At 69.6% G+C, this 6,658-nt stretch carries 9 protein-coding genes; 2 read left to right on the plus strand and 7 right to left on the minus strand.

The window, feature by feature from the left end; translation table 11 throughout:
• Nucleotides 1-71 precede the first annotated feature (71 nt).
• Nucleotides 72-1,226, plus strand: a complete 1,155-nt coding sequence (dnaJ, locus tag RUTHE_RS09950; RefSeq protein WP_040645690.1) for a molecular chaperone DnaJ — start codon at nt 72-74, stop codon at nt 1,224-1,226.
• 3 nt (nt 1,227-1,229) lie between these two features.
• Here dnaJ and RUTHE_RS09955 read toward each other — a convergent pair whose 3' ends face one another.
• From RUTHE_RS09955 to RUTHE_RS09975, 6 genes are read right to left on the minus strand one after another with little or no spacing between them, the layout of a single operon-like run.
• Nucleotides 1,230-1,967: an MBL fold metallo-hydrolase gene (locus tag RUTHE_RS09955; protein ID WP_021098269.1), complete on the minus strand. Its 738-nt coding sequence runs from the start codon at nt 1,965-1,967 to the stop codon at nt 1,230-1,232.
• Nucleotides 1,964-2,659 carry an ABC transporter ATP-binding protein gene (locus tag RUTHE_RS17585; protein ID WP_021098270.1) on the minus strand — a complete coding sequence of 232 codons (696 nt, stop codon included), beginning with the start codon at nt 2,657-2,659 and terminating at the stop codon, nt 1,964-1,966. Before RUTHE_RS17585 ends, RUTHE_RS09955 begins: the two co-directional genes overlap by 4 nt.
• A complete protein-coding gene (locus tag RUTHE_RS17590; protein ID WP_021098271.1) occupies nt 2,619-3,020 on the minus strand; it encodes an ABC transporter ATP-binding protein in 402 nt (133 codons plus the stop codon). Before RUTHE_RS17590 ends, RUTHE_RS17585 begins: the two co-directional genes overlap by 41 nt.
• A complete protein-coding gene (locus RUTHE_RS16800; protein ID WP_021098272.1) occupies nt 3,017-3,790 on the minus strand; it encodes an ABC transporter permease in 774 nt (257 codons plus the stop codon). Before RUTHE_RS16800 ends, RUTHE_RS17590 begins: the two co-directional genes overlap by 4 nt.
• On the minus strand, nt 3,787-4,626 hold the full coding sequence (locus RUTHE_RS16805) for an ABC transporter permease (RefSeq protein WP_021098273.1): 840 nt from the start codon (nt 4,624-4,626) through the stop codon (nt 3,787-3,789). The genes RUTHE_RS16800 and RUTHE_RS16805 overlap by 4 nt, the downstream gene beginning before the upstream one ends.
• Entirely contained in the window at nt 4,623-5,672 is a 1,050-nt protein-coding gene (locus RUTHE_RS09975) for a polyamine ABC transporter substrate-binding protein (protein WP_021098274.1), read from the minus strand. The genes RUTHE_RS16805 and RUTHE_RS09975 overlap by 4 nt, the downstream gene beginning before the upstream one ends.
• 145 nt (nt 5,673-5,817) lie before the next feature.
• On the opposite strand from RUTHE_RS09975, the gene RUTHE_RS09980 reads away from it, so the two are divergent.
• Nucleotides 5,818-6,393, plus strand: coding sequence for a TetR/AcrR family transcriptional regulator (locus tag RUTHE_RS09980; RefSeq protein WP_281167471.1), 576 nt, complete (start codon nt 5,818-5,820; stop codon nt 6,391-6,393).
• Here the strand turns inward: RUTHE_RS09980 and RUTHE_RS09985 are convergent.
• A partial coding sequence (locus RUTHE_RS09985; RefSeq protein ID WP_040645692.1) for a glycerol-3-phosphate dehydrogenase C-terminal domain-containing protein occupies nt 6,371-6,658 on the minus strand: 288 nt, incomplete at its 5' end. The two genes, RUTHE_RS09980 and RUTHE_RS09985, sit on opposite strands and share 23 nt — an antisense overlap.

The raw sequence follows: 6,658 nt of genomic DNA on the forward strand, positions 1-6,658 counted from the left end.
TCTGACCCGGAGAGGCCGGTCCCCCCGGGGGCCGGCCGCTTTCGTTCGGGAGGCGCCGGAGGATGGGACATATGGCGAAACGCGACTATTACGAGATCCTGGGGGTGACGCGCGGCGCCAGCGCCGAGGAGATCAAGAAGGCCTATCGCAGGCGCGCGAAGGATCTGCATCCCGATCGCAACAAGGACAACCCCAAGGCCGAAGCCGAGTTCAAGGAACTCAACGAGGCCTATGAGGTCCTGAAGGACGAACAGAAGAAAGCGGCCTATGACCGCTTCGGCCATGCCGCCTTCGAGGCCGGCATGGGCGGCCGTCCCGGCGGCGGCGCGGGCGCGGGCTTCCGGGCCAATGGCGACTTCGCCTCGGCCTTCTCGGATGTCTTCGACGATCTGTTCGGCGACATCATGGGAACCCGGGGGGCCCGCGCCCGTCAGGCGGCCCAGCGCGGCAACGATCTGCGCTACAATCTCCGCCTGACGCTGGAGGAAGCCTATCGCGGCCTGCAGAAGACCATCACCGTCCCTGCGGCCGTGACCTGTTCCACCTGCCGCGGCACGGGAAGCGAGGGCGGCTCCGAACCCGTCACCTGTCCGACCTGCGCCGGCATGGGCAAGGTGCGCGCCCAGCAGGGCTTCTTCACCGTGGAACGCACCTGCCCCACCTGCTCGGGCCTTGGGCAGATCATCAAGAATCCCTGCCGGACCTGCCATGGCACCGGCCGGGTGGAGAAGGAGCGCACGCTCTCGGTCAACATCCCGGCGGGGGTGGAGACCGGCACCCGGATCCGCCTGGCGGGCGAGGGCGAGGCGGGGCTGCGCGGCGGGCCGCCGGGCGATCTCTACATCTTCATCGAGGTCCGCGAGCATCCGATCTTCACCCGCGACGGGGCCGACCTGCATTGCCGCGTTCCTGTCAGCATGACGACGGCGGCGCTGGGCGGCGACATCGAGGTGCCCACCATCGACGGCGGCCGGGCCCGCGTGCGCATTCCCGAAGGCAGCCAGTCGGGCCGTCAGATGCGCCTGCGCGGCAAGGGCATGCCGCATCTGCGCGGCAAGGAGACGGGGGACCTCTTCCTCGAACTCGTGGTCGAGACGCCGGTCAATCTCACCCCGCGCCAGAAGGAGCTGCTGCGCGAGTTCGAGAAGCTCTCCGAGGGCAACAGCCCCCAGAGCGCCGGGTTCTTCTCTGCGGTCAGGGGGTTCTGGGACTCGATGAAGGGATAGGGGTCACAGCCCCTTTTGCCGCAGCCAGTCCTCGATGATCGCGCGATGCCGGCTGCCGTCGTAGCTGGGGAAATGGCCCCCATGCACGACGCGCACCGGCAGCGCGAGAAGGCGGCGCATCGAGGCGGCATAGGCCGCCGCGTCGGCCTGAGGGCCGTCCTCGATCAGGGGGCCGTCATAGACGATGTCGCCCGAGAAGAGGATTCCCGTCGCCGCCTCCCACAGGGCGATGCCGCCGGGCGAATGGCCGGGGGTATGGATCACCTCGAAGCGGCGGTCGCCGCAATCGAGGATGTCGCCATCCTGCAGGATCCGCGTCGCCGCCGCCCCGCGCACCGTATAGAGCGCCGAGTCATAAGGCGCCGGGGGCAGACGGTCGAAGATGGCATCGGTCACATAGGGATCGGCCAGCGTCGATGCGCGCGTCGGATGGGCCAGGATCGCGGCCTCTGCGGCATGCACGGCGCGGTCCGCGAATTCGTGATGGGCCCCGATGTGATCGAAATGGGTATGCGAGGCGACCGCAAGGAGCGGCCGCTCTGTCACCAGCGGCACCCATTGCCGCAGCGGCACCACCCCCATCCCGCTGTCGATGAGCAGATCGCGGTCGCGCCCCCGGACATGCCACATGTTGCAGCGGTAGAAGGGCCTGATCCAGGGTTCGTCGATCAGGGTCACGCCGTCGCCCTGCGGCGTCAGCCGGTACCAGTCCTCGGGCCGCGCGCGGGGCAGGCCGGTCATGCGTGGTCCTCCGCAAAGACCGACAGATCGGCCGGGTCGGCATGCAGGCGCAGCACCGTCTCCGGGGCCGCCTCGGGCGGCAGATGCGCGACCAGCAGGAGATCCGGTGCCGCTTCGGGCACGACATGGACGCGCCAATGGGTGCCGAGGAAGGCTGCATCGCGCAGCCGCGCCGGGCCGAGATCCCATCCCCCCTCCCCTCCTTCCGGCGCTCGGCGCAGCCGCTCGGGCCGCAGGCAGAGGACCAGCCGCTGCGCCCCTGCCGGGGCCTCGACGGCCACCGACCCCAGGGGCGTGACCACCTGTCCGGCGGGGCCGGGCCGGGCGGGGATGCGGTTCGTCTCGCCCATGAAGCCCGCGGCAAAGAGGCTCGCCGGGCGGCGATAGACGCGCTCGGGCGGGCCGGCATCCTCGATCCGGCCGCGATTGAGGACCACGATGCGGTCGGCGATGGCCATCGCCTCCTCCTGATCGTGGGTGACATGGACAAAGGTCGTGCCGACGCGGCGCTGGATGGCCTTCAGCTCGTCCTGCATGGCGCGGCGCAGCTTGAGGTCGAGCGCGCCCAGCGGTTCGTCAAGCAGCAGCAGCTCCGGTTCCACGGCCAGGGCCCGGGCCAGCGCGACGCGCTGGCGCTGGCCGCCGGAGAGCTCATGCGGGCGCTTGTCCCCCCTGCCCCGCGAGCCCCACAAGGGCCAGCTTCTCCTCGGCCAGGCGGTGCCGCTGGGCCCGGCCCATGCCGGCCATGCGGGGACCGAAGCCGACATTGTCCCGCAGGGTCATGTGCGGGAACAGGGCATAGTCCTGGAAGACGGTGGTCGTGGGGCGGCGGGCCGGGGGCAGGCGGGTCACGTCGCGCCCGCCGATCAGCACCTTTCCCCTGTCGGGCGTCACGAAGCCCCCCAGGACCGACAGCAGCGTGGTCTTGCCGCAGCCCGAAGGCCCGAGCAGAACGACATATTCCCCCGGCGCGATGGTCAGATCGATGTCCGACAGCGCCCGATGGGGGCCGAAGGCATGCGAAATGCCCTGAAGGATCACGGCCGCGGTCATGTCCGCCGCCTCGCCAGCAGGAGGATTTCCGCCAGCACCACGGCCAGGGCGGAGACGAGGAAGACCAGGCTGCCCACGGCATTCAGCCGCGGCGAGAGGCCCGAGCGCAGCAGGCTCCAGATCTCCACGGGCAGGGTGACATCGAAGCGGGTCAGCAGGAAGGCGATGATGAATTCGTCCCATGAGAGCGTGACGGAAAGGAAGAAGGCCGCCAGCAGGGCCGGCCGCAGCATCGGCACCGCGACGAGGAGCAGCACCTGCCATTCGCGGGCGCCCAGATCCCGCGCCGCGCGCTCGGCGCTGCGCTGCTGATCGCCCATCGAGGCATAGAGGATGGCGAAGCAGAGCGGCAGGTTGATCACCACATGTCCGATTCCGGCGGTCCATAGCGACAGGCCGATGCCGAGCCGGGTCAGCACGATCAGCAGGCCGAGCCCCACGATCAGCGTGCTGACCGCAAGCGGCATGACCAGGATCGCGCGCATCAGCGCGGCCCCGGGCAGGGCATGCCGGGCCAGGCCCCAGGCGGCCAGGAAACCCAGGGCGCAGGCCAGCGCCGAGGAGCCGAAGGCCAGCAGCACCGAATGCAGCAGCGCCCGCATCAGGGCCCGGTCCCCGAGGATGTCGGCATACCAGCGCAGCGAAAAGCCCTGGAAGGGCGGCACGGGCAGCCCTCCGTCCTGGAAGGAGAAGAGCACGAGCGCGCCCACCGGCAGCAGGATGAAGCCGTAGAGCGCCAGCAGATAGAGCCAGGACAATGCGCGCGTCACAGCCGGTCGAGCCTCAGCCAGCGGGCCGACAGCAGATAGGCCAGCGTCACCATTCCCATCAGCGCCACCGACAGCGCCGAAGCGAGGGGGAAATCGGCCCGGCGGCCGAGCTGGAGCATGATCACCTGCGGCAGCGCCAGCTCCCGGTTGCCGCCCAGGATCTGCGGCGTCACATAGTCGCCGATGCAGAGGACGAAGGTCAGGAAGGCCCCGGTCACGATGCCCGGCAGGGTCAGCGGCAGGATCACATGGCGGAAGGTCTGCCAGCGGGAGGCCCCCAGATCCTGCGCCGCCCGCGCATAGTTGCGCGGCAGCTGCACGAGATTGGCATAGATCGTCAGCGTCAGCAGCATCGTGAAGAAATGGACGAAGCCTGTCACCGTGGCAAAGCGCGTGTTGGCCAGCGTCAGCGGCGCGTCGGTGAGGCCGATCCCCATCAGGACCCGGTTCACGATCCCTTCGCGCGACAACACCAGAAGCCAAGAGTAGGACCGCACGACATAGGAGGTCCAGAAGGGCAGGATGGCGAGCATGAGCGCCAGGCGGCGCCAGCGCTCGGGCACGCGGAAGGCCAGGATTGCGGCCAGGGGATAGGCCAGCAGCACCGAGACGACCGTGACGGTCAGGGTGATCTCGAGCGAGACCAGCACGGCCCGCGCGATCGCCGGATCGCCGAGCCGGGCATAGTTGCCGAGATCGAATCCCCAGACGAGCTCCCGCCCCTCGAGGCGGGCCAGGCTCATCGCCGCCATCACCGCGAAGGGCAGCACGAAGAAGCAGAGGGTCCAGAGCAGGGCGGGCGCGACAAGCGCCCAGCCCCCCGCACGAGAGGTCATCGCTGGAGCATCTCCAGCCAGAGGTCCTGCATCGCCGCATCGAGCGCCTCATCGGGCGCCGGATAGAGCTGGACGCGCGACAGATAGTCCTCCTGCGAATCCCAGCGCAAGATCCGCTTCTGCTCCTCGGTCAGATGCTCGCCGGCCCGGCGGTTGGCCGGCATCCCCCAGTAGCAGGAGGAGGTGGCCAGCCTGGCCTGCCCCTCGGGGCTCAGGATGTATTCCACGAAGGCCAGGGCGGCTTCGGGCTCGCGGCTGTCGGCCAGAACGCCGATGGCCTGCGACCACAGCACCGCGCCCCGGTCGGGGATGGTCCAGGTGAGTTCCGGCTGCTCGGGTTCGAGAACGCCGGTCAGCCATTCCCCCCCGCCGATGACGACATCCACCTCGCCCGTGGCCAGCGCGGTCTGCGAGGCGACCACCTCGCCCACCGTCGCGGCGCGGTCCTTCATCGCGAAGAGGACCTCGCGGATCGCGGGCAGATCGGCCTCGGTCAGGGACTGGGTGTCGAGCCCCAGATGCGCCGCGGCGATGCCGATCACCGGCAGATAGTAATCATAGATCGCGATCCGGCCGGCATAGTCATCCGTCAGCAGCCGGTCGAGGCTGGCCACATCCGCCTCCGGCACGCGGGCGGAATTGTAGGACAGGGTGTTGTAGCCGAACTTCTCGGTCACGGCATAGATGGCCCCGTCGCGCGTGGTGCGGTCCTCGAGGACCACCTGCGGGAACAGGTCCCCGAGCGGAAGCCGGTCGGCCGGCAGGGGCGCCAGAAGCCCCGCCTCGACCACGCGGGGCACGTCGATGCCATCGATCACCAGCACGTCCCAGTCGCCGGGGCGCGACTGTTCGAGCATGGCCAGGGCGGCGCCTGTCCCCTCGTATTCCCGCAGATTGACCCGGATGCCCGTCGCCTCCTCGAAGGGGGCGATCAGGGCCGGATCGGCATGATCGCACCAGACCAGCGCATTGATGGTCTGCGCGGCCGCCGCGCCGGCGGACAGGACGGCAAGGGCGGTGCTGACAAGAAGTCGGCGAAGGGTCATGGCGGCTCTCCCTGTTGCCGCATGGCGGCGGCGTTTGACATGAAAGCTGAATAGGCTCAGATTTGAAGTCAACACCAAATTTCAGGGAGGAGCGATCCTGACCGGCCTGCGAGCACGCCAGAAGGCGGACCGCCACCGCCGCATCCTGGAATCGGCCGTGCGCCGCTTCCGCCGCGACGGCTATCACCCCGTCCGCATCGAGGACGTGGCCGAGGATGCCGCCGTGTCGGTCGGCACGGTCTACAACTACTACAGCACCAAGGGTGATCTGCTGATGGCGACCGTCACGCTCGAGGTCGAGGAGGTGCTGGCCGCCGGCGAAGCCATCCTGGCCGACCCGCCTGCCGGGGCGGAGGCGGCGCTGCGCCGTCTCATCTGGCAGTATTACGACCATTCGCTTGAATATCTGACCAAGGAGATGTGGCGGGCGGCGATGGCGATCTCGATCGAGGCGCCGCATACGCCCAACGGGCGCCGCTATGCCGAACTCGATGCCCGTCTGGCCGATCAGGTGGCGCGTCTCGTCGCCCGGCTTCAGGCCCGCGGCGAGGTGCGCCCCGATCTCGATCCCCGCCCCCTGGGCGAGATCCTGTTCCACATGCTCAATGCGCTGTTCGTCGCCTTTGTCCGCGACGATGCCATGACCATCGAGGCCCTGAAGGCGGCGGCGGATGACGGGCTGTGCGCGATGGCCGCTCTCATGACCCCGGCGGGGGGCTGACGGCTCCGGGCAGGCGGCCGGCCTCGCCTGTCCCGCCGGCAGCGGCGAACCAGGCCGCCACCGCCTCCACCTGATCGGGGGACAGGCGCAGGCCGAGCTTGGAGCGCCGCCACAAGGCATCCTCGGCCGTTCGGGCCCATTCGCGCCGGGCCATCCAGTCGAGCTCGGCCTCGGTCAGCCCGGCTCCGAAGGCCCGGCCCAGATCCTCCGCCCTGCGGGCGCCGCCCAGCAGCGCCCAGGCTTCCGTCCCATAGGCCCGGATCAG

It is taken from the genome of Rubellimicrobium thermophilum DSM 16684 (genome assembly GCF_000442315.1).
In the GTDB taxonomy this organism is placed as follows: Bacteria; Pseudomonadota; Alphaproteobacteria; order Rhodobacterales; family Rhodobacteraceae; genus Rubellimicrobium; species Rubellimicrobium thermophilum.

Coding starts and splice junctions, on each gene's coding strand:
- RUTHE_RS17590 (WP_021098271.1), bottom strand. CDS start 3,020: ATGACCGCGGCCGTGATCCTTCAGGGCATTTCGCATGCCTTCGGCCCC.
- RUTHE_RS16805 (WP_021098273.1), bottom strand. CDS start 4,626: ATGACCTCTCGTGCGGGGGGCTGGGCGCTTGTCGCGCCCGCCCTGCTC.
- RUTHE_RS09955 (WP_021098269.1), bottom strand. CDS start 1,967: ATGACCGGCCTGCCCCGCGCGCGGCCCGAGGACTGGTACCGGCTGACG.
- dnaJ (WP_040645690.1), top strand. CDS start 72: ATGGCGAAACGCGACTATTACGAGATCCTGGGGGTGACGCGCGGCGCC.
- RUTHE_RS09975 (WP_021098274.1), bottom strand. CDS start 5,672: ATGACCCTTCGCCGACTTCTTGTCAGCACCGCCCTTGCCGTCCTGTCC.